Source organism: Mycolicibacterium aichiense, assembly GCF_010726245.1.
In the GTDB taxonomy this organism is placed as follows: Bacteria; Actinomycetota; Actinomycetes; order Mycobacteriales; family Mycobacteriaceae; genus Mycobacterium; species Mycobacterium aichiense.
In genome coordinates, this window is sequence record NZ_AP022561.1 from 862,989 (window position 1) to 886,299 (window position 23,311).

Genomic DNA, 23,311 nt, shown 5'->3' on the forward strand with positions numbered 1-23,311 from the left:
CGGTACGGCTACGATCGAACAGTGGGCGACGTGATCGCGCAGCCACCTCCGGGACTGCGCGAACGGAAGAAGCAACGCACGCGCGCCATGCTCGTGGACGCGGCCGTCGCGCTCTGCATCGAGCGCGGGTATCACAACACCACCGTCGAGCAGATCGCCGCCGCGGCCGAGGTGTCCCCGCGAACATTCAGTCGTTACTTCCCGACCAAGGATGCGGTGATGATGACCGTGCTCGACGATCTCGTCGAGGCCGCGGCCACCGCCCTCGCCACGATCGACGCGGCAGTCCCGCCGCTGACTGCGCTGGCTCGCGCGCACACCATCGCGCTGCGCGGGGTCACCTCCGGTGCGGTGGCCCCGCTGACCACGCACCGCCTGGTGTTGATGGTCAACGTCATCTCGTCGTCGAGTGCACTGCGGCTGGCGGCGGCGGCGACGCGGTTGCAGCCACTGGTCGTGGCGGTGGCCGCACGAATGGGCACCGATCCGAGGGACCAGCGGGTGGCGCTGATCGTCTCGGTGTGGGGTGCGATCACGGCCGCTGCGTGGGGGCAGTTGGTGATCGGGCCGGGCGACTACGACAACTGTGGGGTCATCATGGCCGACCGGCTGCACCTCGCCTTCACCGAATTCGCCGATATCGCCGCGCTGGAAGGGGGATCGGCGCTACCCTCTACGGTTTGACCTCGGGGGGCGCCGGGACGGCGAGGGGGGAGGCGCGACGTGGCCGTTGTCGGGAAACTTCCCGTTCCCGGCCTGCGTGAACTCAAGAAGCAGCGCACCAGGGCGACGCTGATCGACGCCGCCGTCACGCTGTGTATCGACCAGGGTTACGACAACACCACCGTCGAGCAGATCGCCGCCGCCGCTGAGGTCGCCCCGCGCACGTTCAGCCGCTACTTCTCGAACAAGGAGGCGGTGCTCGTCGCCATCCTGGACGAGGTCGCCGGCGATGTGGCCGCCGCCCTGGCGCGCCAGCCCCTCGACATCAACCAATACGACGCGCTGGCCCGTGCGCACCTCGAGACGTTCGGCACCGAGCAGCACGGATCGACGGCGTCGTTCGAGCGGATGCGGCTGTTGCTGACGATCGTGAATTCGGCCCCGGCGCTCGGGCTCGCGCCGTTCATGTTCCGCGCCGGTGGCTTCCATCACCGGGCGATGGACGTGGCGGCACAGCGCATGGGTGTGGCGGTTGACCACCCGTCGGTCCGCATCCTGTTCGACACCTGGGCGGTGGTGATGGGGGTGGCCTGTAACGGGCTCGGAACCGGCGACGGTCCGCCGATCGAGCCGGATGTGGTGTGCCGCCGAATCGAGTCGGTGTACGGGCTTTTCACCCGGCTCTGGGCGCCGTGGGTGACCCCGGGCCACACCCCCGCGGGCGTATCGGCAGAATAGCGACTACCTTCACCTACATACGGACGCCTTGCAGGCGTCGACGAGCTCAGAAGGGGTTCATGTGGCCGCAACCGACGAGACCGCCTCCCTGAAGTATCCGGGCGGCGAGTTGGATCTCGACATCGTCAAAGCGACGGAGGGGTCTGACGGGATCGCGCTGGGCCCGTTGCTGGCCAAGACCGGCTACACGACGTTCGACCAGGGATTTGTGAACACGGCGTCGACCAAGAGCGCGATCACCTACATCGACGGCGACGCCGGCATCCTGCGCTATCGCGGCTACCCGATCGAGCAGCTCGCCGAGAAGTCCACCTTCATCGAGGTGAGCTACCTGCTGATCTACGGTGAGCTGCCGACCACCGAGCAGCTGGAGAAGTTCACCACCCAGATCCAGCGGCACACCCTGCTGCACGAGGACCTGAAGCGGTTCTTCGACGGATTCCCGCGCGATGCGCACCCGATGCCGGTGCTGTCCAGCACGGTCAACGCGTTGAGCGCCTACTACCCCGACTCGCTGGACCCGCTGAACAAGAAGCAGGTCGAGCTGTCCACGATCCGGCTGCTGGCCAAGCTGCCGACGATCGCGGCGTATGCGTACAAGAAGTCCGAGGGCCAGCCGTTCCTGTACCCGGACAACTCGCTGACACTGGTGGAGAACTTCCTGCGGATGACGTTCGGCTTCCCGGCCGAGCCCTACGAGGTCGACCCCGAAATTGTTCGCGCCTTGGACATGCTTTTGATCCTGCACGCCGACCACGAGCAGAACTGCTCGACCTCGACCGTGCGCCTGGTCGGCTCCTCGCAGGCCAACCTGTTCACCTCGATCTCCGGCGGCATCAATGCGCTGTGGGGCCCGCTGCACGGCGGCGCCAACCAGGCGGTGCTGGAGATGCTGGAGAAGATCCGCGTCGGCCAGGACGACGTGCAGACCTTCGTCAAGAAGGTCAAGAACAAGGAAGACGGGGTGAAGCTGATGGGCTTCGGGCACCGCGTCTACAAGAACTACGATCCGCGGGCGCGCATCGTCAAGGAGCAGGCCGACAAGATCCTTGGCAAGCTCGGCGGTGACGACGAGCTGCTCGAGATCGCCAAGCAGCTCGAAGAGATCGCGTTGACCGACGATTTCTTCATCGAGCGCAAGCTGTACCCGAACGTCGACTACTACACCGGCGTGATCTACCGCGCGATGGGCTTCCCGACCCGGATGTTCACCGTGCTGTTCGCGCTGGGCCGGCTGCCGGGCTGGATCGCGCACTGGCGGGAGATGCACGACGAGGGCAGCAGCAAGATCGGCCGTCCGCGCCAGATCTACACCGGTTACACCGAGCGCGACTACGCCACGATCGACACCCGCGGCTAGTTCTCTCCCCGCCCACACCGACGTTTGGGCGCAGAAGTCCGAGTGATCTTCATCATTTGCGTCGATTTCGGCGCAGTATCGCCTTGACCCGTCAACGGTTGTAGTTTCACAATGATTGTGTGATTACAACTGTTGGCGAGCTGAGCGCACGGCGCAAGACGATCATCCTGGCGTCCTGCTGCCTGAGCCTGCTGATCGTGTCGATGGACTCCACGATCGTCAACGTTGCGATCCCGGCGATCCGCGCCGACCTGCACGCCACCTCGTCGCAGATGCAGTGGGTCATCGACATCTACACCCTGGTGCTGGCGTCGCTGCTGATGCTCTCCGGCGCCACCGGCGACCGCTTCGGGCGCCGTCGCATCTTCCAGATCGGGCTGGCCACCTTCGCGGTGGGCTCACTGCTGTGCAGCCTGGCTCCCGACATCGACACCCTGATCGGCGCCCGGCTCATTCAGGGATTCGGCGGATCGATGATGAATCCTGTTGCGCTGTCCATCATTTCGCAGGTCTTCGTCGGCCGGGTGGAGCGCGCCCGCGCGCTGGGTCTGTGGGGTGCGGTGGTCGGGATATCGATGGCGTTGGGCCCGATCGTCGGCGGCTTCCTGATTCAGGCGATCAGCTGGCGCGCGGTGTTCTGGATCAACCTGCCCATCTGCGCGGCCGCCATCGTCCTCACCGCGATCTTCGTGCCGGAGACCAAGTCGGCCACCATGCGCGACATCGATCCGGTCGGGCAGTTGCTGGCCGTGCTGGCCTTGTTCGGCATCGTCTTCGTCCTGATCGAAGGACCGGGGATGGGGTGGACCAACCCGCGCATCATCGCGATCGCCGCCGGTGCCGCCGTGGCCCTGCTGGCCTTCCTGCGATACGAATCGCGCCGCCACGACCCCTTCATCGATCTGCGGTTCTTCCGCAGCGTGCCGTTCTCGTCGGCTACGGTCATCGCCGTGTGCGCCTTCGCCGCCTGGGGGGCCTTCCTGTTCATGATGTCGCTGTACCTGCAGGGTGAGCGTGGTTACTCGGCCGCCCACACCGGCCTGATCTATCTGCCGATCGCGATCGGCGCCCTGTTCTTCTCGCCGCTCTCGGGCCGGCTGGTGGGCCGCTTCGGCGCCCGCCCGTCGCTGCTGGTGTCCGGTGTGTTGATGACCGCCGCGTCGGTGATGCTGACGTTCCTCACCGCCACGACGCCGGTGTGGGCGCTGCTGGTGATCTTCGCGGTGTACGGCATCGGGTTCGGCATGGTCAACGCGCCGATCACCAATGCCGCGGTCAGCGGGATGCCCCGGGACCGAGCCGGCGCGGCCTCGGCGGTGACCTCCACCAGCAGGCAGGTCGGCGTGAGTATCGGTGTGGCACTGTGCGGTTCGGTCGCCGGCTCGGCGCTGGCGGTCGCGGGAGCGGACTTCACCGCCGCCGCCAGACCGTTGTGGTGGATGAACCTGGGCCTCGGCGTGGTGATCGTGGTGCTCGCTATCGTGTCCACCTCGGCTCGGGCCAAGCTGTCGGCGCAGCGGCTGGCTCCGCTGATCGACGACACCCGAAGTGAGCCGGCCCATGTCGGGTAATCCGGTGGCCGATCAGGTGTGGCGGTCGATGTCGAGCCTGGTCCTGGACAACAAAGACGGCTGGCGTCGCGCCGTCGTCGATCGAACGGGACTGCCGTTCAGCAGGATTCGTATTCTGCGTCGGCTCGCGTCGCAGCCGATGACGGTCAAGCAGGTCGCCGAGGCGGCCACCATCGACGCGCCGGCCGCCACCGTCGCCGTCAACGATCTGGAGGCGCGGGGACTGGTGGTCCGCCAACCGCATCCGGACAACCGGCGCTGCAAGCTGGTATCGCTGACCGACGCGGGCCGCGACGTCATCGCCGTCCTCGATGACACCGACGACCCGGCGCCGGAGGGCCTGGCCGCACTCGACGAGCAGGACCTTCAGGCGTTGCGGACGATCCTGGCCCGGGTGATCAGCTGAGATAGCCCTCGACTTCGTCGGCGGGCCGGACGCTGGCCTGGCTCGGGTCGCCGCCGGTTTCGCGCAGCGCGCGACGCTGGCGAAGCAGGTCCCAGCATTGGTCGAGCTCGGTTTCGATGGCCCGCAGGCGCGTGTGCTCCTCCGACGGGTCGATCTGTCCGTGAACTACCCGCTCACGCAGTTCGCGCTCTTGGGCGACCAGGTCGTGGATCCGGGAAAGGGTTTCGTTGTCTTCAGCCACTGTTCCAGTGTGCCTGAGGTTGCCGCGTCAGAACTGAGAAGCGAGGGCGCCGGCGAACTCCGTGCAGAACCAGTCCACGTCGGTGCTCGAGAAGACCAAGGGCGGACGGATCTTCAGTACGTTGCCGTCGCGGCCGCATACCGAGATCAGCACACGGCGCTCGCGCATCGTGTTGACCAGTGCCCGGGCGCCGGCCCGGTCCGGTGCGCCGGTCTCGTCGATCACCTCGACCCCGACGTATAGGCCGGCCCCGCGGACGTCGCCGATGCGGGGATGGTCGGCGCCGAGTCGCGTGATCTCGTCGCGTAGTTGCGAACCGACCTCGGCGGCGTTGCGCATCAGCTTTTCGTCCTCGATGACGTCGAGGACGGCCGCGGCGGCGGCCACCGTCACGGGATTGCCGCCGAAGGTGTTGAAGTACGGGATCTCGCGGGCGAAGGTGTCGAGGATCTCCGAGCGGGCAGCCATCGCCGCGATCGGCATGCCGTTGCCCATCGGCTTGCCCATCGTGACGAGGTCGGGCACGACGCCGTGGCGCAGGAAACCCCACATCGCGTCGCCGGTCCGGCCGAAGCCGGGTTGCACCTCGTCGGCGATGAACACGCCGCCGGCGCGGTGTACCGCGTCCACCGCGGGCGCCAGCACCGAGGGGTCGGGGTAGATGCCGTCGGAGGAGAAGATGGTGTCGACGATCAGGGCGGAGAAGCCGGCGCCGCTGTCGACCAGCTTGTCGATCGCGGTGACGACGTCGGCGGTGAATCGGCCCGCGAGTTCGTCGGCGGGTATGCGGTAGCTGTCCGGCGGCGGGATCGTGCGGACGTGCTCACCGAGCACGGCGGCGCCGCCGATGGACGGCGAGATCGCGGTCACCGCGGCGGTGTTGCCGTGGTAGGCGTCGGTGGTCACGATGACACCCTTTGCCCCGGTGTACATTTCGGCCACTCGCAGCGCCAGGTCGTTCACCTCGGAGCCGGTGCAGGCGTACATCACCTGGTCGAGTTGGCCGGGCCCCTCAGAGCGCAGGGTATCCAGCAGGCGCCGGCTGTAGTCGACGATGCCGCCGTGCAGATAGCGGGTGTGGGTGTTCAGCGTTGACAGCTGGCGGGTCACTGCCTCCACCACATGCGGGTGGCAGTGCCCGACGCTGGCGACGTTGTTGTAGGCGTCCAGGTAGCAGGCGCCGTCGGCGTCGTAGAGCCGGGTGCCCTCGCCGCGGACCAGGTGCACCGGCCGTTGGTAGAACAGCCGGTACGCCGGGCCCAGGATGCGGTCACGGGCCGCGATCAACGATTCGGTGGCGGGATCGACCGGGTGATCCGCCGAGTAGCTGTTGGAATCCATGATGTTGGAGAAGCTCATATCGCTACGTCCTCGTTGTCGCGGCCCGTGACTGCACTCACTGGCGTTCGTGCGCCTCTTCGAGCACCGTCCGGCCGAGCTCCGAATAGCGCTGCGGCGACGTGTATTTCAGTACCACCGCCAGCGCGATGCCGCCGATGCCGACGACGCCAACCACGTAGGGGATGATCTCGAAGACCCAGTCGCTGGAAGCGGTGCCTGCCGCGAACGATGCGTTTTTGGCCAGCAGGTAGATCACGTAGAGCATGCCCAGGCCACCGAGCAGGGGGGCCAGGAAGGTCCGGAACCAGTTGGCCGTTTCCGGATGGTTCTTGCCGACGTGGAAGTAGGCGATCACGGCGAAGGCGGCCAGCGCCTGGACGATCATGATCGCGGTGGTGCCGAGCAGAGCCATCAACCCGTACAGACCGGTGTAGGGGTCACGACCGGTGAGTGCGAAGAACAGCACGACGACGGTCGCGAAGATGGTCTGGACCAGCCCGGCGATGTGCGGCGATCCGTGCGTGGGATGGGTGGCGCCCAGTGTTTTGCGCATGCCCGGGATGACGTTCTCGCGGCCGATCGCGTAGATGTAGCGGGCAGCACAGTTGTGGAATGCCATACCGCAGGCGAACGAACCGGTCATCAACAGGATCTTGAACAGGTCGACGGCCCAGGTGCCCAGGTGCGCACCGACCGGGCCGAAGAAGATGTCACCGGCCGTCGCCGAATCCTGCGCCAGCGCAATGGCATTCTGCGGACCGGTGCCCACGATCGCCAGCCAGGAGATGAGAACGTAGAACACGCCGATCCCGACCACCGAGCTGATCACCGCGATCGGGATGATCTTCTTCGGGTTCTTGGACTCTTCGCCGTACATCGCACTGGACTCGAAGCCGACCCAGGACCAGAACGCGAAGAACAGGCCGATGCCTGCCGACCCGACCACCGTCATCATGTTGCCGTCGGCTCCGGCCACTGTGCCGCTCAGGTTCTGAAAAGCGTTGAGCGGGTTGAGCGATCCCCACGACCAGCCCTGCGGGCCGCCACCGGTGAACAGCACCGAGAGTGCCATCAGCGACAGCATGACGATCTCGGTGATCAGGAAGACCCCGAGCACCCTGGCAGCGACGTTGATGTCGAAGTAGGTCAGGACCAGATTGACCACCAGCATGCCGATGGCGAACACGATCCACGGGATGTTCAGGTGGAACAGAGAGTTGAAGGTGTCGTTGCCGAAGAAGGCGAAGATACCGATCAGCGACGCCTCGAACACCATGTAGGCCATGGCCGTCAGGAAGCCTGCGCCCAACCCGACGATCCGGCCCAACCCGTGCGAGATGTACCCGTAGAAGGCGCCGGTTGCGGTGATGTGCTTGCTCATCGCGGCATAACCGATCGCGAACAGCGTGAGCACGATCGTGGCGACGAAGTAGCCGGCCGGGGCGTAGGCGCCGTTACCGAATCCGACCGCGATCGGCACGTTGCCGACCATGGCGGTGATCGGCGCGGCGGTCGCGACGGCCATGAACAGGACGCCGATCAGACCGACCGCGTTGGGCTTGAGCCGTTGGACGGTTTCGGATTTGGCTGCGTTGCCGGCCGGGGCCGGCGGATCGATGGTGTCGCTCATTGTGTGGATTCCCATCTCGACTGTGACTGGGGTCGTGCCAATTATTTGGTCTGGTATTCCCCGGTTACAACTGAGGCCGGGGGGCAATGACGATGTCGGCACGGCTTTGTGGTGCGACGACGACATTGTTACCCCCGCCAGATCCCCTGGTCAACAGGAACTTACGGGCAATACGCAAGTGATGTTTCCGGTGTGTTTCCCAAGACCTTGCCACGAAACAAGGACGTTAAATATGCGGATTTGGTCTGCTCGACCCCTCGTTATGGTCCACACTGGTGCCATGCCGGGACTGCCGCCGACTCATGAGTTCTTCGCGCGTGCAGCACTGCCCGCGTACGGTCGCGCAGACACCACCCCGTTGCGGCTGCTCAGCCTGTCCGAGAACGCCACCTACCTGGTCGAGGACGACGAACCGATCGTCCTGCGGGTGCACCGGCCGGGCTATCACTCGCTGGAGGCGATCCGCTCCGAGCTGGCGTGGATGAAGGCCCTGCGCAGGGAGACGTCGGTACTCACGCCGGAGCTGATCGCCGCCCGCGACGGAACCGACGTCGTCGCCGCCGAGGTCGACGGCGATGTCTTGCACGTCGACGCCGTGACCTTCGTCGCGGGCTGCACCGCGGAAGACGATCCCGAGGCCGTCGGCTTCGACCAACTCGGCAGGCTCACCGCTGTCATGCACGAGCACGCCAGGAACTGGACGTTCCCTCGCGCGTTCACCCGCTTCCGCTGGGACCTCGACACCATCCTCGGTCCGGACGCCCGCTGGGGTAATTGGCGTCTGGCGCCCGGACTCACCGACGATGACCGGGCCGTGATCCAGCGCGCCGCCGATGACATCACCGCAAAGCTCACCGAGTTCGGTTCGGCGCCCGACCGATTCGGATTGGTCCACGCCGATCTGCGGTTGGCCAACCTCATGGTCGACCCGGCCGACGCGGCCGCAGGCATCACCGTGATCGACTTCGACGACTGCGGGTGGTCGTGGTACCTGGCCGATCTGGGCGCTGCGGTGTCGTTCATCGAGGACACCCCGGCGGGCGAGCGCATCATCGCGGAGTGGCTCACGGGTTACTCCGAGGCCGGATCGCTCCCCGCCGACCACTTGGCGCTGGTCCCGTCGTTCGTGATGCTGCGCCGGATCAACCTGACGGCCTGGATCGCCTCGCACGCCGATGCCGATGCGGCGGCGGAGCTCGGCGAAGACTTCGCCCCCAACACCGCCCGGCTGGCGCAACGGTATCTGGAGGACCGCTCCTGGTTGCAGGATGCAATCTTCGGCTCCCGAGTGTGAAACATCGACTAATACAAGGAGATACGCGTGTTTGATCTGCAGTCGACGTCTGTGGTGGTCACCGGTGGCACCAAGGGCATCGGGCGCGGCATCGCCTCGGTGTTCGCCACTGCGGGTGCCGATGTCGCGATCGCCGCGCGTTCGGCCACCGAACTGGACTCGGCGGTTGCGGAACTGGATGCGCTGGGCAGCGGAAAGGTATTGGGAATCCGGACCGATGTCACCGATCCGGTGGCGTGCGCCGAACTGGCCGCCTCGGTCGTCGATGCGTTCGGCGGCATCGACGTCGTCTGCGCCAACGCCGGCATCTTTCCCGAGGCGCCGCTGGCCACGATGACACCGGCCCAACTCGCCGAGGTCCTCGACGTCAATGTCAAGGGCAACGTGTTCACCGTCCAGGCTTGCCTGGACGCCCTGATCGCCTCGGGGCGCGGCCGGGTCATTCTCACCTCGTCGATCACCGGACCGATCACCGGCTTTCCGGGGTGGTCGCACTACGGCGCGTCGAAGGCCGCTCAGCTCGGCTTCATGCGCACCGCCGCAATCGAATTGGCGCCACACGGGATCACCGTCAACGCCGTGCTGCCGGGCAATATCTTCACCGAGGGCCTGGCGGACATGGGTGAGGACTACATCGCCGGGATGACCAAGGCGATCCCGGCAGGAGCCTTGGGCAAGCCGGAGGACATCGGCCATCTGGCCGCGTTTCTGGCCACCGTCGAGGCCGGTTACATCACCGGTCAGGCGATCGCCGTGGACGGCGGTCAGGTGCTGCCCGAATCGCCGGATGCACTGAATATCTAGTCCGATGGAGGAGTCGGATGGGGGCCCGATCGCCGAAGATGTGCGACGGCGCATCCTGTCGATGCTCGCGCAGGGCACCCTGCGGCCCGGCTCCCGGCTGGGCACCGAACGTGAAATGGCCGATCGATTCGAGGTCTCCCGCTCCACGCTGCGCAGCGCGCTGCTGCCGCTGAGCCGTGCCGGGGTGCTGGAGCGGCGGACCGGGCGCAACGGGGGCACGTTCGTGCGGGCCGACGTCGTGGAACGTAACGCCGCCGAGTTGGCCGGACTGCCGGCGCGGCTTCGTAGCGGCGGGCACACCAGTGCGACCCGGGTGCTGGCCACCGACCGCAGGTCGCCTACTCCCGCAGAGGCCGCCGCGCTGGAAATCGGGCTCGGCGACGACGTTTTCGCGATCCGGCGGCTGCGCTTCGCCGACGGGGTTCCGCTGTCGGTGGACTTCTCGTGCTTCGTCGCCGAGCATGCCATCGATCTCCTCGAGCAGCCGCTCGGGGGCTCGCTGTACGAGTTGTTCGCCGTTCGCTACGGTCTGGTGCCCGCGACGTCGAGCGAGACCATCGAGGTGGTCAGCGCCAGCCCGCGGGAAGCCGACTGGCTGGGCATCGCGCACCGGCGACCGCTCGTGGCGATCACCCGGATCACGCGCGACGCCTCCGACCGGCCGTTCGAGTACGCCTACGACCTGTTCCGCGCCGACCGGGTGCGGTTGACGGCCACGACGTCGACGGTCACCGCGCGGGAGCGCCGCGGTACGGACGGGCGGGTGGAACGCTCGGTCAGCAGCGCGTGAGCGACTACTGTGTGAGCGGTGACGAGCAAACCCGAGATCGAATTCCCCGACGGCCCGGCGCCCACCGAACTGGTCATCAAGGATCTGGTGGTCGGCGACGGCGATGAGGCCAAGCCCGGTGCCGTCGTCGATGTCCACTATGTGGGAGTCGAGTACGACACCGGCGCCGAGTTCGACAGTTCGTGGAATCGCGGGGAGTCCATTTCCTTCCCATTGCGCGGGCTGATCCAGGGCTGGCAGGACGGTATCCCCGGAATGAAGGTGGGCGGCCGCCGTCAGCTGACGATCCCGCCCGAGCAGGCCTACGGCCCGGCCGGCGGCGGACACCAATTGTCTGGCAAGACACTCATTTTCGTCATCGACCTGTTGTCAACTCGCTAGCCACATCGCCGGCCCGGGCTCGAACGGCGGTAAGCGTCGACGGGTCGCGCAGCAGGCCGCGCACCAGCATGGCCGACAGTTCGTCGGCGATGTGCTCACGCGAGTAGGTCGGATGCCGGAACGGGCTGGTGCCATCGGGTGCGTGTGCCGCGGAGTTCCGGTAGCGGCGCTGTACACCCTCTTCGGCGGCGCAGATGTTGAGCGCGGCTAATTCGGGGTCGCAGTCGATGAATTCGCCGCAGGCGATGCCCTCGCTGATCAGGGTGGCCATCTGCCGGTGCAGCTCCGCGGTGTCGGCCCAGAAATCGGCGAACACCTCGGGCTGCGCTTCGGCGAGTACCTCGACCTCGCAGATGTCGACCGCGGCCGAACACAGCTCGCCGATGTCCAGTCGCAAAAGGCGCAACAGCCGCACCGCGGGTGAGCCCGTCGCAGCCACCATCTGCCGGGCGAAGTCCAGCGATACCCGGTTGAGGGCGAGCAGACCCAGCAGGATGTCTTCCTTCTGCCGGAACCAGTAATACAACGACGATTGCCCGAGTCCGCAGGTGCGGGCGATCTCGGTCATCGTGGTGTTGAGGTATCCGCGCTCGGCGAACAGTCGGGCGGCGACGACGAGAATGTCACCGCGGCGGTCGAATTCGCTTTTCACGACATCAGCATCCCGCCGTTGATCTGGATGCACTCGCCGGTCAACGACCGCGTGCCGGCCAGGAAGCGCACCACGTCGGCCACCTCGCCGGGCCGGATCAGCCGTCCGATCGGCATGTCAGCGCTGTATTCGCGGTGCATCTGCGGCAGGCTGACCCCGCGAAACTCGGCGTCGCGGTGGAGTTGTTCGGTGTCGGTGGGGCCCGGAGCGACCGCGTTGACCCGCACCTCCGGGGCCAGTTCGCGGGCCAGTGAACGGGTCATCCCGAGCAGGCCGGCCTTACTGGCCGCGTAGGCGCTGAAACCCGGCTCGCCGCGCAGCACGGAGATGCTGCACATGTTGACGACCTGCCCGCCGGCCTCGCGCAGCGCCGGCGCCGCGGCCTGGGTCAGCCACAGCGGTGACGACAGGTTCACGTCGATATCGCGCCACCACAGTTCCATGGTGGCGGGAGTCGGTTCGACGACCGTCATCGTGGCGGCGTTGTTCACCAGCAGGTCGAGCCGGCCGAAGTCGGCGACGACGGCATCCACCAGCGCGTGGCATGCGCTCCGACCACGCAGGTCGGCGGCGATTATCGTTGTGGCACAGGGGATCTCGCCGGTATCGGGCAGGTCCGTGGCGACCACGGCCCAACCAGCGTCGGCCAGCGCGGCCACGATCGCGCGGCCGATCCCGCCCGCGGCACCGGTCACCAGTGCGATCTGTCCGCTCACTGGATCACCACTCCGCCGTTGGGCGAGATCACCTGGCCGGTCAGCCAGGTCCACTCGGCGACGTCGACGATCGCGCGGGCCAGCTCATCGGGTGTGCCGAACCGGTTGAGCGCGATGCTGTTCCGATAGTCCTCGCCCCGCCATCGCTGCGTGAGCATCGCGGTGTCGGTCGGACCCGGGCACACGATATTGACGCGCACCTGGTCCGGGCCGTACTCGCGCGCGATCGAGCGAACCAGCCCGATCATGGCCGACTTCGCCGTCACGTACGGCACATGGTTCTCGTCGCCGAGCAGGGCCAGCTCCGAGGAGATCCCGACTATGGAGCCGCGGCGTCGGGCCCGCATTCGGGGACCGACGCTCGCGATCACATTGGCGCAGCCGCCCAGCATCACCGCGAGGCTGCGATGCCACAGGTCCTCGGTCACCTCCGCCAGCGCGACGTCGACGTCGAAACCCGCGCAGGCCACCGCAACGTCGATCGGGCCGAGATCGGACTCGACGGCGCCGACGAGTGCGTCGACGGCCCCGATGTCGGCGACGTCGGCCTCGTAGGCGATACCTCCGATTTCGTGGGCGACCTGTTCGGCCTGCGCCCCGGAACCGAGGTGGTCGATGGCGACCCGGTAACCGCGTGCGGCAAGCAGATACGCGGTGGCCCGGCCCATCCCGGTGGCGCCGCCGGTGACCAGGGCTGTGCCTGCCATGTCAGCTGTCCCGGTCGGCGGTCAGCAGCATCGCGTCACGCTCGATCGGCTCGAACTCGGCGTCGAGGATGGACACGATGTGGTCGACGATCCGCGTGGCCAGCAACTCGCCTTTGGCCGCAGTGGCCTGGGTCGCCGATGCGAGCACGCCGGTGGCGGTCGACATCGAGGGGTCGATCGGCAGGACGTCCCACGGCACGTTCCGGGCCGGTGCGTCATCGACGATGCGATCCATTCGCACGGTGGCGGGTCGGAGGTATTCGAACAGTGACGTCTCGATCACCGCGGCGTGTTCGAGCGCGAGGCCGGGAAAGCCGTCGGGGAACAGCACACCCAGGTCGGCCGCCCCGAACTCGGGCATCGCGTTCTCGACGACGACGATCTTCACTCCGGGGGAGCGCCCCGACACCAGGTAGGCCGGTTCGTAGACGAAATTGGTGTTCTCGAAGTGCCAGTTGTACAACATAATTCGGCGGAATCCGGTGCGGATCAACTCGTCGAGCAGGTCCTCGATCATCGCGATGAAGGTGGTGGCGCGCAACGACAAGGTGCCGGGGAACTGCTGCCCGCCGCCGCTGGCCGGGCGCGACCGATAGCCGAGCCGCAGCGCGGGACCCACCACGAATGGGCGTTTGGCCGCCGCCAGCCGCAACAGCGTCTGCGGGATCACCCAGTCGGCGCTCACCGGCAGGTGCGGCCCGTGCTGCTCGGTCGACCCCACCGCGATGACGATCGGCGCGTCGGCGGCTGCGGCGGCCGCGATCTCGGGCCAGGTCATCCACTCGTACTCGGTGGTGCCTGCGCCGATGGCAGGTTTCATCAGGTCGTGGGTCATCGCTCACCTTTATTTATTCGGAGACGAACAATTGATAACACGACAGCGCGATATCGGCGCTTTCGATACATTATCGAAACAGCTGGTTCTCGTATCCGAAACACCGTCAGGACCGCACGTATCCGCACTCCGGATCGACGATGTTGTGCAGCTGCTCGCCGCGTAGCCAGCGCCCGAGGTTGTCGACGAACACGCCGATCATGTCGACCTCGAAGCCGACGTAATCGCCGGACATGTGCGGTGACACCAGGACGCCCGGCATCGACCACAGCGGCGAGTCCGCAGGCAGCGGCTCGACCTCGAACACGTCGAGCGCGGCCCCGGCGATGGTGCCGGTCCGCAGTGCCTCGACGAGGTCGGCCTCGACCACCGTGGGGCCCCGCCCGACGTTGACCACGAAGCCGCCCGGCCCCAGTGCGGCGAGCACGTCCGCGTCGATCAGCCCGGTGGTGGCCGCGGTCAGCGGCGCGGCGGCGATGAGGATGTCCACCTCGGCGGCGACGGCTGTCATCGCATTGGATTCCTGGCGGCCGACCAGCGTTACCTCCACATCGAGCCTGCTCATCCGGTCTGCGATGGCTCGCCCGATCGAACCGGTGCCGATGACGGCGGCACGCTTACCGGCGAGCCGGCCGGTCGTGCGGTAGAGCCAGGTGTGCTCGCGTTGCAGTGCGAGAGTGTGCGGAAACCCTTTGACGAAGCTGAGCACAGCGGCGAGCACCCACTCGGCGATCGGGACGTCGAAGACGCCGCGCGAGTTGGTCAGCGTGACCTGACGGCTGACGAGCTCCGGGCAGATCAGCCGGTTGACGCCCACCGACGCGGCGTGCACCCAGCGCAGCCGGTCGGCGCTGCGCAGCACCGGCGCAAGATCGGTGAACCGGTGGTCCCAGACGTACAGCACCTCGGCCCCGGCGAGCTGGTCACCGGTGGGCGTTCCGCGCACCTCGACGACGTCCACGTCGGGCGGGATCAGCGAAAGCGGCGGTGCAGGCAGCTCGGGGTCGGGTTCGGCGATGACCAGCACCCGCGGACGACTCGACACACTCTGCTCCGTTCGGCTCGCCGCGACGTGGGCGAACAATTTCGATATCGTATTTGAAATCCATTGAATAGGACCATCGTGACTGAGCCGAGCAATTTTCTCGACCCGTACGCCGGCGAACCGGCGATCACCGATCCGCTCGAACTGCGAGAGCACCGCAAGCGGCGTCTGGCGCTGGCGTACCGGGTGTTCGGCGCCATGGGCTGGGGTTCGCTGGGCGACGGGCACATCTCGGCCCGCGATCCGGAGCAGCCCGAGTGCTTCTGGCTCGGCCGCTATGGGGTGCCGTTCCGGTTCATGACCCCCGACGATCTGGTGCTGGTGCATGCGGACGGGACGGTCGACCGAGGTCATATCAATGTGGCCGCCTACTACATCCACGCCCCGCTGCACGAGGCCCGTCCCGACGTCGTTGCCGCCGCACATTGCCATACCCCTTACGGCACACCGTTTTCGGCGATGGTGACTCCGCTGGCCCCGATATCGCAGGAGGCGTGCGCCTTCTTCGGCGATCAGGAGATCTTCGACGACGAGGAGGTCAACATCTCCTCGACCGACGGCGGAAAGCGCATTGCGGCCACCCTCGGCGCAGCGCGGGCAGCGATCCTGCGCAACCACGGGCTGCTGACCGTCGGTGGCAGCGTCGACGCGGCGGTCGGATACTTCCTGATGATGGAGCGCAGCGCGGAGGTCCAGGTGAAGGCGCGCGACGCCAAGCCGATCGGCGCCGAGGCCGCCCGGCGAGTGCACGACATGTTCGACGAGGTTGCGGCCTGGCAGGTATTCCAATGGGCGCAAAGGACTTACGTTCCCGACTCGATCTGAGGCTCAGCTGTTGGCGACGATCAGACTCAGGAGATCGAAGACCACTGTCGCGGCGGCGATGGATGTGATCTCGGCGTGGTCGTAGGCGGGTGCGACTTCCACGACGTCCGCCCCGACAACGTTGATCCCGTTGAGGCGGCGCAGCATTCGCAGGAGTTCGCGGGACGTCAGCCCACCGGACTCGGGTGTTCCGGTGCCGGGCGCGAACGCGGGATCGAGGACGTCGATGTCGATCGAGAGGTAGACGGGCAGGTCGTCGACCCGGCGGGCGACGACGTCGACCGCCGCCTCCACTCCCATGACGTCGAGGTCGCCGGCCCGGATGATCTGAAACCCCATCCGGGCATCGTCCTCGAGGTCCATCCGGTCATAGATCGGGCCGCGGATGCCGACGTGGATCGAGTGGTCCTCGATGAGCAGGCCTTCCTCGAACGCCCGGCGAAACGGGGTGCCGTGGGTGACCGGCGCCTTGAAGTAGGTGTCCCAGGTGTCGAGATGGGCGTCGAAATGCACGAGAGCCAACGGTCCGTGGAACGCATGCAGCGCGCGCAGATTCGGCAGTGCGACGGTGTGGTCACCGCCGATCGCGACCACTTTGCGCGCCCGCTGGCCGATGATGTCCCGCATACCGTTCTCGATCTGCGTGCAGGCCTCGGCGATGTCGAACGGCGTGATGGTCACGTCTCCGGCATCGACGATCTGCACCTGCTCCAGTGGCGCGACGCCGAATTCGACGTGATAGCCCGGACGCAAGGTACGCGCCGCCTGGCGCACCGCCATCGGGCCGAACCGCGCGCCCGGACGGTAGGAGGTGCCGCCGTCGAACGGCAGACCGACCACCGCGATGTCGTAGTCGGCCACCTCATGGATGTCGGCGATCCGCGCGAAGGTGCCCTTTCCCGCGTAGCGGGGTACCTGGGTCGACGGCGTGGCGCCGACGGGTGTCTCGGACATCAGTGGTGGTGGTGTGGTCGGGCCCCGCCGTCACCGCGGCGGCGCGCTTGCTCGCCCTCGGTGATCAGCCGGAGCTGTTCGTCCGCCTCGCGTCCGGCGAGCAACGGTTGCATCGGATCCCAGGTGGTGCCGGCAGCCCTGTCCTTGCGCCGGCGGGCGATCGCGGAGATGACCTCCAGGACAACACGATTGCCGAGCAGCGCGGTGATGTCGGCGTGGTCGTAGGGTGGTGCAACCTCGACAACGTCCACCCCGACGACCGGCAACTCGTAGCAGATGCGCCGCACGGCGTCGAGCAGTTCGCGCGCCGAGAAACCGCCCGGCTCCGGTGTTCCTGTGCCGGGTGCGTGGCCGGGATCGCACACGTCGATGTCGACGGAGATGAACACACCCTCGCAATCGGTGGTGGCGATGTCGAACGCCTCGGTCAGGCAGGGCTCCAGGCCCCGGGCGACGATCTCGGTCATCTCATAGGACCGCAGGCCGTTCGCGGCCATCCACTGCAGGACGGGCTCGTCGGGCCAGTATCCGCGCAATCCCAGTTGCAGGAACCGATCTCCCCGCAGAGCACCGGATTCGATGAGCCTGCGCATCGGGGTGCCGTGGCCGACGAGCGAGCCGTTGAGGATGTCGCCGGTGTCGGCGTGAGCGTCGAAATGGATCATCGACACATTTCCGAATCCGTAGTGGCGGGCGACCCCGGTGTGGTCGGGCCAGGCGATGGTGTGATCACCGCCCAGAATGATGGGGATCGCGCCCGCGGCGGTGATCTTGTAGACGTCCTCCTCGATCATCTTCACGGCCTGCTCGATGTCGCCGCTGTAGAGCATCACGTCACCGGCGTCGTAGACCCGCAGGTCTTTGAGGCCGTCGACCCGCAGCGCGAGGCTGGGGCGGGAGCCGTCCTGCGGCAGGTAACACGCCTGCCGCAGCGCCGACGGCCCGAACCGGGCGCCGGAGCGGTAGCTGGTTCCGCCGTCCAGTGGGGCACCGAGGATCACGATATCGGCGTCGGCATAACTGGATTCGTCGGTGAGGTCACATCGGGGGACACCGAGAAAGGTGATGTCCGGACCGAACAGGACGCCTGCCATGTGTGCTGCCTTTCGTTGCTCAGGTCTTGTGCAGTGCGATCACTGCGGTGAATACGTGGCGCAGGGTCGCCCGGATCCGGCGCTTGTCCACTGGGCCCAGCGGCCGGTAGAGGTTGTCGATCTCCAGGCCGGCCATCACCGCCATCACGGTGCGCGAGTCGAGTTCGGGCTGTCCCGACCCGATGTCGCGGAACAGCCTGCTGAGCGCGGGAATCATTGCCGCGTACCAGGCTTCGAACATCGGGCGGAGGCGTTCGTCCCGGCTGGCCTCGGTGACCAGTTCGTAGCGGGTGACGATCGCACCCGGCGGAGAGCTGAACCCGTCGATGATCATGTCGGCGACCAGGTCGGCGAGCTGCTCGGCCGGCATGGACGGGTCGAGCCGCTGCGCGGTGGCGACGACCCGTTCGATCTCGCGATCCGACAGCTGCGCGAACGACTGCGCGATCAGATCGGACTTGTCGTCGAAGTAGTAGCTCAGCGCACCCAGCGGTATCTGGGCCTGGTTGGCCACCAGGCGCATGGAGAGTCCGGCCAGACCGACCTGCGCCATGACTTCGATTGCGGCGTCGATGATCTCGGTTCGGCGTGCCGCACCGCGAGCGGTGGTGCCAGCCGTCATCCCTGGTGCTTGAGGGTGGAGAAGTCGGTGTCCCACATCCAGGCCGGCTGGCTCTGCCAACCGGAGTAACCCTTGCGGGCGGCAACCGTGTTGTATATGTCCGACAAGTTGATCCAGCAGAACGAGTCGCGGTAGGCCTTGCCCGCGTCGACATACAGCGCCTGCGACTTCGCCGGGTCTGGTTCGGCGCTGCCGGCGTCCAGGAGCTTGTCGGCCTCGGGCACCGAGCAGCCCAGGATGTTGACCGGCGCGTTGGTGTACTGGTAGATCCTCGAGAAGGTATCGGGGTGCGCAGCATCAGGATTCCACGACTCCGCGAACAGGTCAGGGCGCTGGTCCGGGTTTTGGGGCAGGGCGAACAGCTGTGCCGACGGGAAGTCGCGGACCGTCGCCTTGAAACCCGCGGCCTGCAGGATCACCTGGGTCTGGTTGGCCAGGTCCTGAAGGCTGCTGTCGCCGGACGGGTAGCCGATGGAGACGTCACCGCCGCTGCGACCGATCGCGGCGAGCTTCGACGGATCAAAGGTGTGCACGTCGGGGACCGCCCCGTCCGGCAGCATCCCGACCGGGTAGAACTGCGTCGAGGGAGACCCCTGCGCTCCGAAAACCTGTGTGGTCAGCGCCTTTTGATCGAGTGCGGCGGACAACGCCGCGCGGGCGTCCTTCGAGGCGAAGACCGCCGACGCCGGATTCACCATGATCATGGCCTTGATCAGCGCGTTCTGCTGCAGTACCTCGGTGTCGGGACCGCTGGCCAGCGCCTCGTAATCACCTTTGGACAGCCCGTGCAGGACCATGTCGAGCTCACCGTTGCCGAGCTGGAGGCGCTGCACCGCGGAGGCGGTCACCACCGGCATCTGCACCGATGTGATCTGAGGAGCCGGTCCCCAGTAGTTCTTGTTCGCGCTCATCGTGTAGTGGCTGGCCTGCACCGCATCGGTCAATTCGTAGGGGCCGGTCCCCGCGGTGTGCGAGGCAAGCCACGCCGAGGCATGGTCGTCGCCGGTGGTGTGCTGTGCGACTGCGGTCGGGCTGGTCATCAGCGGTCCGTACGGGGATGCGAGGTAATCCAGAAAGGGCGCAACGGGTTTGGTGAGGGTGACCACGAAGGTGCTCGGGTCCGGCGTCTGCATGTCCTTGACGTCGGCGAGCATGTAGGCCGGACCGCCGTTCATGTCGATCCGCCGCTGGAAGCTGGCCTTGGCGGCCGCCGAGTCGAACGGGGTGCCGTCGGCGAACTTGACACCGTCCCGCAGGGTGAACGTGTAGGTCAGTCCATCCGGGGTGACGTCCCACTTGGTGGCCAGCAGGGGTGCGATCTTCGTCGTCCCAGGCGCGTACTGCAGTAGCCCCTGGTAGGTCGAGGTCATGATCAGCAGGCCCTCGGGCTGGTAGAACGTGTCGGGGTCCAGCGGCGGCGGGTCCGACATCAGCGGAGTGCGCACCGTCGACGCCTCGGCGGCAGTGTTGTTGGGGCTGTTGGTCTTTCCCGAGCAAGCCGTCCCGGCGAACAGCAGCGCGACGAGCGCCAGCGGTGCGATTCCCGACGTGAGTTTCATCGGGCAAGTCTCAGGTCGGCTGATTTCGACTGTGTGACATGACGGTTACCACCTTGTACGAACGTCCAAGTTTTGGACGTTCGACCTAGAAAGGTGTGCGGCGAGCACCTAGTGTCGGCGTCGTACAGCTGAACAACGAAGGGAGCAAGCGCAATGCCCGCTACGCCAAGCGCGTTTGACCTGAGCGGTCAGGTGGCTCTGGTCACCGGATCGAGCAGTGAGCTCGGTATCGGCTTCGCCTCGGCGCGGCTGCTGGGTCAACTGGGTGCTGCGGTGATGGTGACCGGCACCACGGATCGGGTGTATCAGCGAGCCGAGGAGCTCGCGGCGGACGGGATCCGGGCGCAGGCCCACATCGCCGACCTGTTCGACCGCGACGCGGCGCAGGGCCTGGTCGAGGCCGCCGAGGTGGCGTTCGGCAAGCTCGACATCCTGGTGAACAACGCCGGCCTGGCCTCGGTGAACAGCCCCGAGGAGCCCAACTCGCTGATGGTGATGACCGACGAGGAATGGTCACTTGCCCTGCGGCGCAACCTCGACAGCGCGTTCTTCGTCACGCGGGCGGCACTGCCCGGAATGGTCGAACGCGGTTACGGCAGGGTGGTCCATGTCGGTTCGACGGCCGGGGTGCTGACCGCTTACACCGGTGACGTCGGCTATCACACCGCCAAAGCGGCGATGCTGGGGATGACGCGTTCGATGAGCGTCGACTACGCCAAGAACGGCATCACCGCGAACCTCGTGCTGCCCGGGTGGATCGCGACGGCCGCTCAACTGCCCTCGGAGGTGGCCGCCGGCAACGCCACCCCGATCGGACGATCGGCCACCGCCGACGAGGTGGCGGCCGGCGTCGCCTTCCTGGCCACTCCGGGAGCCTCCTATGTCACCGGCACCACCCTGATCATCGACGGCGGCAACGCGATCTGCGGGGCCACCCCGGCCGCCTAGGAGGGCGCGGGCAACCGCAGCATCAGTCGTGCACCGCCGAGCGGACTGTCGTCCAATATGGCTGTGCCGCCATGGATTTCAGCCTGCTGTGCGACCAAAGCCAGGCCCAGTCCGGAGCCGGAGTGCGACGCTGTCGACCCACGGGCGAAGCGCTCGAACACCGCCGTGCGCTCCGACTCCGGTACGCCGGATCCGTTGTCGTCGATCGCGATGTCCACGCCGTCGCGCGAGCTGACCGCGGAGAGCTGCACCCGCGTCGCGCCACCGTGTTTGACCGCATTGGCGATCGCGTTGTCCACCGCCAGGCGAAGGCCGGCGGGCAGGCCGATGATGATGCACGTCGGTGACGGCACCAGCGTCACCTCGAGGTCGGGGTAGACGCGCATGGCGTCGTGTGCGGCGCGGTCGAGCAATTCGGTGATGTCGACCGGAACCTGGTCTGCTTCGGTTGAAAGTTCGCCCTGGGCAAGGCGTTCCAGCGCCCCGAGGGTGGCCTCGATCCGGGTTTGGGTACGCACGACGTCGCTGAGCACTTCCTCGCGCTGCTCGTCGGTCATGTCCATGGTGGCCAGCACCTCGAGGTTGGTGCGCATCGCGGTCAGCGGTGTCCGCAGCTCGTGGGCCGACACCGCGGCGAAGTCACGCGCCGAGGCCAGCGCCGCCTGGGTCCGCTCCTGTTCGGTCCAGATTCTCTCCAGCAGACCTTTGATCGCTTCGCCGATCTCCACTGCCTCGGTGGCGCCGCCGATCTCGACGTCGGGCGCCTTGTCGCCGGCCTGGATCTCCCGGGTCTGGGCAGCGAGCCGCCGCAGCGGCCGCACCGCGAAGGTCGCCAGTGCCCAGCCCAGCAGCGCGGCGGCGCAGACGGCGAACACACAGATGATCAGCACGCGCCGGTGCAGGTTGTTGGTGTCGGCGATGGTGTCGTCGAAAGTGGCGCCCACCTCCAGGCTGGTGGCCTCCGGGTAGGAGAGTTCGACCGTGCGCACCCGGTACCGGACCCCGTCGACTTCGGCGGTGCCGTAGTCGGAGTTCAGTCGCGGCAGCACGACGTCGGAGTTCGACCGGACCTGATCGCCGCGGCGGACGGTGATCACCACGTCCTGGTCGTTGGGTGACGGCGGGATCTGGTCGAGACCGCGGGGTACGAACGGAACGGCGAAGCCCGCGGCCTCGTCCAATCGCCGGTCGAGTCGCTCGAGACGGTCGTTGGTGATGCCGACCCAGACGATGGCGCCGACGATCGTGACGACGATCGCCGCACCGATTGCCGTCGCGAACGCCACCCGGGTGCGAAGCGATGGCGTGCGGCGGAAGATGCGCGGCAGCGTCACAACTCGGTCACTGGGTGCGCAACACGAAACCGACGCCGCGCACGGTGTGCAGCAGTCGGGGTGCGCCGCCCGCCTCGAGCTTGCGGCGCAGGTAACCGATGAAGACGTCGACCACGTTGGTGTCGGCGGCGAAGTCGTAGCCCCACACCAGCTCGAGCAGCTGCGCACGGGACAGGACTGCGGTCTTGTGCTCGGCGAGCACGGCCAGCAGGTCGAACTCGCGCTTGGTCAGGTCGACGTCGACGCCGTTGACCCTGGCCCGGCGGCCGGGGATGTCGACCTCCAGCGGCCCCACCTGGATGGTCTCCGAAGAGAACGTGGCCGTCGACCCCCGACGGCGCAGCAGCGCCTTGACCCGGGCCACCAGCTCGGCAAGCACGAACGGTTTGACCAGGTAGTCGTCGGCACCGGCCTCCAGGCCTGCGACCCGGTCGTCGACCGAACTGCGGGCCGAGAGCACACAGACCGGCACGTCGTTGTCCATCGCCCGCAGCGCGGTCACCACGCTGACGCCGTCCAGCACCGGCATGTTGATGTCGAGGATGATCGCGTCGGGCTTGGTCTCGGTAGCTGAGCGCAGGGCCTCGGCTCCGTCGACGGCGGTGGCCACTTCGAATCCGGAGAGCCGAAGCCCGCGGTCCAGCGATGCGAGCACGTCGGGATCGTCATCGACCACCAGAACCCGGGGTGCGGCCGAACTACTGTCCATGGGCACTATCTTGCCTGATCGACGCCCGTATCAGTGGGAGGCCGACGCGACACGGTGACCTGCGCCGGAAGGGTTTGACCTCAATCGTTGTT

Annotated in this window: 25 protein-coding genes; 11 read left to right on the forward strand and 14 right to left on the reverse strand. The window is 67.0% G+C overall.

What is annotated here, in order from left to right:
* The first annotated feature begins 21 nt into the window (after window positions 1–21).
* The 5 genes from G6N32_RS04215 (at window position 22) to G6N32_RS04235 (ending at window position 4,738) form a co-directional block, all read left to right on the forward strand.
* A complete protein-coding gene (locus tag G6N32_RS04215) occupies window positions 22–684 on the forward strand; it encodes a TetR/AcrR family transcriptional regulator (protein ID WP_115317228.1) in 663 nt (220 codons plus the stop codon).
* A 39-nt stretch (window positions 685–723) separates the two neighbouring features.
* On the forward strand, window positions 724–1,401 hold the full coding sequence (locus G6N32_RS04220) for a TetR/AcrR family transcriptional regulator (protein ID WP_115317227.1): 678 nt from the start codon (window positions 724–726) through the stop codon (window positions 1,399–1,401).
* A 61-nt stretch (window positions 1,402–1,462) separates the two neighbouring features.
* The gene (locus G6N32_RS04225) at window positions 1,463–2,761 is read left to right on the forward strand and encodes a citrate synthase (RefSeq protein ID WP_115317226.1); all 1,299 of its coding nucleotides are present in this window, start codon (window positions 1,463–1,465) and stop codon (window positions 2,759–2,761) included.
* 119 nt (window positions 2,762–2,880) lie between these two features.
* Entirely contained in the window at window positions 2,881–4,332 is a 1,452-nt protein-coding gene (locus G6N32_RS04230) for an MFS transporter (protein ID WP_115317225.1), read from the forward strand.
* Window positions 4,322–4,738, forward strand: a complete 417-nt coding sequence (locus G6N32_RS04235; RefSeq protein WP_115317224.1) for a MarR family winged helix-turn-helix transcriptional regulator — start codon at window positions 4,322–4,324, stop codon at window positions 4,736–4,738. The genes G6N32_RS04230 and G6N32_RS04235 overlap by 11 nt, the downstream gene beginning before the upstream one ends.
* Here the strand turns inward: G6N32_RS04235 and G6N32_RS04240 are convergent.
* From G6N32_RS04240 to G6N32_RS04250, 3 genes are read right to left on the reverse strand one after another with little or no spacing between them, the layout of a single operon-like run.
* Window positions 4,731–4,979: a DUF2630 family protein gene (locus G6N32_RS04240; protein ID WP_115317223.1), complete on the reverse strand. Its 249-nt coding sequence runs from the start codon at window positions 4,977–4,979 to the stop codon at window positions 4,731–4,733. The two genes, G6N32_RS04235 and G6N32_RS04240, sit on opposite strands and share 8 nt — an antisense overlap.
* A gap of 27 nt (window positions 4,980–5,006) precedes the next feature.
* Window positions 5,007–6,338 carry an aspartate aminotransferase family protein gene (locus G6N32_RS04245; protein ID WP_115317222.1) on the reverse strand — a complete coding sequence of 444 codons (1,332 nt, stop codon included), beginning with the start codon at window positions 6,336–6,338 and terminating at the stop codon, window positions 5,007–5,009.
* A 37-nt stretch (window positions 6,339–6,375) separates the two neighbouring features.
* On the reverse strand, window positions 6,376–7,950 hold the full coding sequence (locus tag G6N32_RS04250; RefSeq protein ID WP_115318840.1) for an APC family permease: 1,575 nt from the start codon (window positions 7,948–7,950) through the stop codon (window positions 6,376–6,378).
* Window positions 7,951–8,230: 280 nt separating this feature from the next.
* Here G6N32_RS04250 and G6N32_RS04255 point away from each other — a divergent pair, with 280 nt between their 5' ends.
* From G6N32_RS04255 to G6N32_RS04270, 4 genes are read left to right on the forward strand one after another with little or no spacing between them, the layout of a single operon-like run.
* Window positions 8,231–9,244, forward strand: coding sequence for a phosphotransferase enzyme family protein (locus G6N32_RS04255; RefSeq protein ID WP_115318839.1), 1,014 nt, complete (start codon window positions 8,231–8,233; stop codon window positions 9,242–9,244).
* 27 nt (window positions 9,245–9,271) lie between these two features.
* The gene (gene fabG, locus G6N32_RS04260; RefSeq protein ID WP_115317221.1) at window positions 9,272–10,048 is read left to right on the forward strand and encodes a 3-oxoacyl-ACP reductase FabG; all 777 of its coding nucleotides are present in this window, start codon (window positions 9,272–9,274) and stop codon (window positions 10,046–10,048) included.
* Between the two features lie 4 nt (window positions 10,049–10,052).
* The gene (locus tag G6N32_RS04265) at window positions 10,053–10,838 is read left to right on the forward strand and encodes a GntR family transcriptional regulator (RefSeq protein ID WP_115317220.1); all 786 of its coding nucleotides are present in this window, start codon (window positions 10,053–10,055) and stop codon (window positions 10,836–10,838) included.
* A gap of 18 nt (window positions 10,839–10,856) precedes the next feature.
* Window positions 10,857–11,219, forward strand: coding sequence for an FKBP-type peptidyl-prolyl cis-trans isomerase (locus G6N32_RS04270; protein ID WP_115317219.1), 363 nt, complete (start codon window positions 10,857–10,859; stop codon window positions 11,217–11,219).
* Here G6N32_RS04270 and G6N32_RS04275 read toward each other — a convergent pair.
* From G6N32_RS04275 to G6N32_RS04295, 5 genes are all read right to left on the reverse strand, one after another.
* Window positions 11,194–11,871: a TetR/AcrR family transcriptional regulator gene (locus G6N32_RS04275; protein ID WP_163789116.1), complete on the reverse strand. Its 678-nt coding sequence runs from the start codon at window positions 11,869–11,871 to the stop codon at window positions 11,194–11,196. The genes G6N32_RS04270 and G6N32_RS04275 overlap by 26 nt on opposite strands.
* A complete protein-coding gene (locus tag G6N32_RS04280; protein WP_163789118.1) occupies window positions 11,868–12,587 on the reverse strand; it encodes an SDR family NAD(P)-dependent oxidoreductase in 720 nt (239 codons plus the stop codon). The genes G6N32_RS04275 and G6N32_RS04280 overlap by 4 nt, the downstream gene beginning before the upstream one ends.
* The gene (locus G6N32_RS04285; protein WP_115317216.1) at window positions 12,584–13,294 is read right to left on the reverse strand and encodes an SDR family NAD(P)-dependent oxidoreductase; all 711 of its coding nucleotides are present in this window, start codon (window positions 13,292–13,294) and stop codon (window positions 12,584–12,586) included. The genes G6N32_RS04280 and G6N32_RS04285 overlap by 4 nt, the downstream gene beginning before the upstream one ends.
* Window position 13,295: 1 nt before the next feature.
* Window positions 13,296–14,129 carry a creatininase gene (locus G6N32_RS04290; protein WP_232077479.1) on the reverse strand — a complete coding sequence of 278 codons (834 nt, stop codon included), beginning with the start codon at window positions 14,127–14,129 and terminating at the stop codon, window positions 13,296–13,298.
* 106 nt (window positions 14,130–14,235) lie between these two features.
* A complete protein-coding gene (locus G6N32_RS04295) occupies window positions 14,236–15,174 on the reverse strand; it encodes a D-2-hydroxyacid dehydrogenase (protein WP_197935804.1) in 939 nt (312 codons plus the stop codon).
* Window positions 15,175–15,252: 78 nt separating this feature from the next.
* Here G6N32_RS04295 and G6N32_RS04300 point away from each other — a divergent pair, with 78 nt between their 5' ends.
* A complete protein-coding gene (locus tag G6N32_RS04300) occupies window positions 15,253–15,999 on the forward strand; it encodes a class II aldolase/adducin family protein (RefSeq protein ID WP_232077481.1) in 747 nt (248 codons plus the stop codon).
* A gap of 3 nt (window positions 16,000–16,002) precedes the next feature.
* On the opposite strand, the gene speB (G6N32_RS04305) is transcribed toward G6N32_RS04300, so the two are convergent.
* The 4 genes from speB (G6N32_RS04305) to G6N32_RS04320 are packed head-to-tail and all read right to left on the reverse strand — an operon-like array spanning window position 16,003 to window position 20,228.
* Window positions 16,003–16,953, reverse strand: a complete 951-nt coding sequence (gene speB, locus G6N32_RS04305; protein WP_115317215.1) for an agmatinase — start codon at window positions 16,951–16,953, stop codon at window positions 16,003–16,005.
* Window positions 16,953–18,047 (reverse strand): agmatinase, encoded by a 1,095-nt coding sequence (speB, locus tag G6N32_RS04310; RefSeq protein WP_115317214.1) that lies wholly within the window; start codon window positions 18,045–18,047, stop codon window positions 16,953–16,955. The genes speB (G6N32_RS04305) and speB (G6N32_RS04310) overlap by 1 nt, the downstream gene beginning before the upstream one ends.
* Before the next feature lie 19 nt (window positions 18,048–18,066).
* Window positions 18,067–18,669, reverse strand: a complete 603-nt coding sequence (locus G6N32_RS04315) for a TetR/AcrR family transcriptional regulator (RefSeq protein ID WP_115317213.1) — start codon at window positions 18,667–18,669, stop codon at window positions 18,067–18,069.
* Window positions 18,666–20,228: an ABC transporter substrate-binding protein gene (locus tag G6N32_RS04320; protein ID WP_115317212.1), complete on the reverse strand. Its 1,563-nt coding sequence runs from the start codon at window positions 20,226–20,228 to the stop codon at window positions 18,666–18,668. Before G6N32_RS04320 ends, G6N32_RS04315 begins: the two co-directional genes overlap by 4 nt.
* A gap of 153 nt (window positions 20,229–20,381) precedes the next feature.
* On the opposite strand from G6N32_RS04320, the gene G6N32_RS04325 reads away from it, so the two are divergent.
* Entirely contained in the window at window positions 20,382–21,176 is a 795-nt protein-coding gene (locus G6N32_RS04325; RefSeq protein WP_115317211.1) for an SDR family NAD(P)-dependent oxidoreductase, read from the forward strand.
* On the opposite strand, the gene G6N32_RS04330 is transcribed toward G6N32_RS04325, so the two are convergent.
* Window positions 21,173–22,510 carry a HAMP domain-containing sensor histidine kinase gene (locus G6N32_RS04330; RefSeq protein ID WP_115317210.1) on the reverse strand — a complete coding sequence of 446 codons (1,338 nt, stop codon included), beginning with the start codon at window positions 22,508–22,510 and terminating at the stop codon, window positions 21,173–21,175. The genes G6N32_RS04325 and G6N32_RS04330 overlap by 4 nt on opposite strands.
* A gap of 7 nt (window positions 22,511–22,517) precedes the next feature.
* A complete protein-coding gene (locus G6N32_RS04335) occupies window positions 22,518–23,219 on the reverse strand; it encodes a response regulator transcription factor (RefSeq protein ID WP_083118490.1) in 702 nt (233 codons plus the stop codon).
* Window positions 23,220–23,311: the final 92 nt, after the last annotated feature.

Excerpts from the sequence above, each read along its gene's own strand:
- G6N32_RS04235 (WP_115317224.1), top strand. The coding sequence starts at position 4,322 with ATGTCGGGTAATCCGGTGGCCGATCAGGTGTGGCGGTCGATGTCGAGC.
- G6N32_RS04245 (WP_115317222.1), bottom strand. The coding sequence starts at position 6,338 with ATGAGCTTCTCCAACATCATGGATTCCAACAGCTACTCGGCGGATCAC.
- G6N32_RS04250 (WP_115318840.1), bottom strand. The coding sequence starts at position 7,950 with ATGAGCGACACCATCGATCCGCCGGCCCCGGCCGGCAACGCAGCCAAA.
- G6N32_RS04255 (WP_115318839.1), top strand. The coding sequence starts at position 8,231 with ATGCCGGGACTGCCGCCGACTCATGAGTTCTTCGCGCGTGCAGCACTG.
- G6N32_RS04265 (WP_115317220.1), top strand. The coding sequence starts at position 10,053 with ATGGAGGAGTCGGATGGGGGCCCGATCGCCGAAGATGTGCGACGGCGC.
- G6N32_RS04285 (WP_115317216.1), bottom strand. The coding sequence starts at position 13,294 with ATGGCAGGCACAGCCCTGGTCACCGGCGGCGCCACCGGGATGGGCCGG.
- G6N32_RS04290 (WP_232077479.1), bottom strand. The coding sequence starts at position 14,129 with ATGACCCACGACCTGATGAAACCTGCCATCGGCGCAGGCACCACCGAG.
- speB (WP_115317215.1), bottom strand. The coding sequence starts at position 16,953 with ATGTCCGAGACACCCGTCGGCGCCACGCCGTCGACCCAGGTACCCCGC.
- speB (WP_115317214.1), bottom strand. The coding sequence starts at position 18,047 with ATGGCAGGCGTCCTGTTCGGTCCGGACATCACCTTTCTCGGTGTCCCC.
- G6N32_RS04315 (WP_115317213.1), bottom strand. The coding sequence starts at position 18,669 with ATGACGGCTGGCACCACCGCTCGCGGTGCGGCACGCCGAACCGAGATC.
- G6N32_RS04320 (WP_115317212.1), bottom strand. The coding sequence starts at position 20,228 with ATGAAACTCACGTCGGGAATCGCACCGCTGGCGCTCGTCGCGCTGCTG.
- G6N32_RS04325 (WP_115317211.1), top strand. The coding sequence starts at position 20,382 with ATGCCCGCTACGCCAAGCGCGTTTGACCTGAGCGGTCAGGTGGCTCTG.
- G6N32_RS04335 (WP_083118490.1), bottom strand. The coding sequence starts at position 23,219 with ATGGACAGTAGTTCGGCCGCACCCCGGGTTCTGGTGGTCGATGACGAT.